A 2,520-nucleotide genomic window follows, 5' to 3' on the forward strand; every position below is an offset into this window, starting at 1 on the left:
CTGCAGTACGGGCAGTAACACCCGCAATAAACAGTTCAATCAGTTTGTTTTGCTTGTACTGGCTTAAACGGCTTCTTCTCATAGGGATTATTCTAACCTGAAATTAGATTTCCCTAGTTATCTAGTACAGCCCCTTTAAAATTAAAAGTAATTATTATCATTTTTGAACTATTTTTTATTTTCTTTGACACAACAATATACACTTTTCTTGTACAAATATTTTTGTTAATTAACCAGAGAGATATACCATGCATGAATTAAATAACCGTGAATTATTGGTTGTCAATGGAGGTTTTGCTGTTCCGGGAGCGATTGCCGGAGGCATTGCCGGTTACGGAGCTTATGCCGGAAGTGTTGCTGCAAGCGGAAGAAAGTTCAATTGGCGGGATGCAGGTTACGCCACAACCTTAGGCGCAGCAGGAGGTGCAATAGGTGGGCCAATGGGAATTACTGCAGCAGTTGATTTGGTAGGTCTCTCTACGGTAGGTTGAATGGCTCAAGGTTTTCTTACTAAATAATAATTGCCGACATTAACTAAAGAATGGGAAGGTTTAATCTGGTAAGTTTTAGAGAAACCTTCCCTTCTTTAATCCCTTTAAAGCGTTACAAAACTTTTGACGATATATGGAGCATCAACTTATGCGTCATGACCTTGCTTTATTTTTTGTATGTATTTTCCTACTTTGCTTCTTCTTCGGTAGATTATTCAAACTCAAAGATTCTTTTCCCGCAGAGAAATACGGCTTCGGCATTAATTGGGTTTATCTGATCATTGCGGCAGCAGCAATGGCCGTTTACAGCATCATTGAAAAATAAATAGTTTGTTAATCGCCCATGGCAGCTAACAATTCGGCTTGATGCTCGGCAATCAGTGCATTGGTCAATTCTTCCAAATCGCCGTCCATGATGAAATCAAGCTTGTGCAGAGTCAGGTTGATGCGGTGGTCGGTGACGCGGCCTTGCGGATAGTTGTAGGTACGGATGCGTTCGCTGCGGTCGCCGCTGCCGATGAGCGATTTGCGTTCGGCGGCCTCCTTGGCCTGCGCTTCATGCTTTTGGGCATCGTTCAAACGCGCGGCCAAAACTTTCATCGCCTGCGCTTTGTTGGCGTGTTGGCTGCGGCCGTCTTGGCATTCGACCACCATGCCGGTGGGCAAGTGGGTAATGCGCACGGCGGAATCGGTTTTGTTGATGTGCTGGCCACCTGCGCCTGATGCGCGGAAAGTGTCGATACGCAAATCGGCGGTGTTCAATTCAATATCTTCCAACTCATCGGCTTCGGGCATCACGGCGACGGTGCAGGCAGATGTGTGGATGCGGCCTTGGCTTTCGGTGGCGGGAACACGCTGCACGCGGTGGCCGCCGGATTCAAATTTCAAACGGCTGTATGCCCCCAGTCCGACAATGCGGGCAATCACTTCTTTATAGCCGCCCAACCCGCTTTCGTTGGCCGACACGATTTCCACCTGCCAGCGGTTGCGCTCGGCGTAGCGGCTGTACATACGCAGTAAATCGCCGGCAAATAAAGCCGCTTCATCACCGCCGGTACCGGCGCGCACTTCGATGAAAATGTTTTTATCATCATCTGCATCTTTGGGCAGCAGCAACTTTTGCAGCGCAACATCCAATTCTTCAATCAGCGCATTGGCCGCTTCAATTTCTTCGGCGGCAAATTCTTTCATATCGGGATCGGCCAGCATTTCCTGCGCCTCCGCCACATCACTTTGCGCCTGCTGATATTTTTGGAACACTTCCACCACCGGCGTCAGCTCGGCATGTTCGCGCGTGAGCTTGCGGTAGTTGTCCATATCGTCGGTAGCTTCAGGCTGGCCGAGCAGATGGGCAACTTCTTCCAAACGTTCGCTAAGTTGTTGTAATTTCTCTAAAATAGACGGTTTCATATTTTCTTCCAAGACAAAGGCCGTCTGAAACTGATTTCAGACGGCATCAAAGGACATTATTATAATCTGTTTCAGACTGAGGTGGAATCCTTCATACATCGGTACTCCGCCACCGGCATTTTATTTATCTGCGGCAAATGACCCGTGTTTTGGCCGGTGTTACACCATTTTAAATTAAAGGCATATGCAGGCTTGCTGGAAACGGTTTAAACCGCATGCCCATTTCAGGCTAACCGTTCGAGACAGCTTTTAACCGTTTGGACGGCAGGTGATTTTTACCGTCCTACCGCGCAATCCGACCCCAATGCACAACGCCGGTGCTTCCACCGATGTCCCAAACTTTATTGTTTGTCCGAGTCTTTGCACCCGCCGGCGCAGCAAATCGGTAATGCTTTCAAGCCATGTGTAACTCTCCCCAATATACGTCGGGAAAATAAAGTGACCGTAAATCCTGCTTTACCGGCATTTCCAACTACAACATCAATTTTATCAATATCCGTCACCGGCCGGTAATCAAAACTGTAGGGGCTGTACTAGATAACTAGGGAAATCTAATTTCAGGTTAGAATAACCCCTATGAGAAGAAGCCGTTTAAGTCAGTACAAGCAAAACAAACTGA

Annotated in this window: 3 protein-coding genes and 1 pseudogene; 2 read left to right on the forward strand and 2 right to left on the reverse strand. The window is 47.3% G+C overall.

Features of this window, described 5'->3' with window-relative positions; genetic code table 11:
- A pseudogene (locus ACFPVS_RS13575) lies at nt 1-82 on the reverse strand (IS1595 family transposase); the annotation flags it as partial.
- A gap of 166 nt (nt 83-248) precedes the next feature.
- Between ACFPVS_RS13575 and ACFPVS_RS13580 the strand changes: the two are divergent.
- Together ACFPVS_RS13580 and ACFPVS_RS13585 are read left to right on the forward strand one after the other, a co-directional pair.
- Nucleotides 249-491, forward strand: coding sequence for a hypothetical protein (locus ACFPVS_RS13580; RefSeq protein ID WP_096295640.1), 243 nt, complete (start codon nt 249-251; stop codon nt 489-491).
- Nucleotides 492-624: 133 nt separating this feature from the next.
- Nucleotides 625-816: a hypothetical protein gene (locus ACFPVS_RS13585; RefSeq protein WP_096295641.1), complete on the forward strand. Its 192-nt coding sequence runs from the start codon at nt 625-627 to the stop codon at nt 814-816.
- Nucleotides 817-824: 8 nt separating this feature from the next.
- Here ACFPVS_RS13585 and prfA read toward each other — a convergent pair whose 3' ends face one another.
- Nucleotides 825-1,901 (reverse strand): peptide chain release factor 1, encoded by a 1,077-nt coding sequence (prfA, locus tag ACFPVS_RS13590; protein WP_096296162.1) that lies wholly within the window; start codon nt 1,899-1,901, stop codon nt 825-827.
- Nucleotides 1,902-2,520 lie beyond the last annotated feature (619 nt).

This window comes from Neisseria weixii, from assembly GCF_042658245.1.
GTDB classification, from domain to species: domain Bacteria; phylum Pseudomonadota; class Gammaproteobacteria; order Burkholderiales; family Neisseriaceae; genus Neisseria; species Neisseria weixii.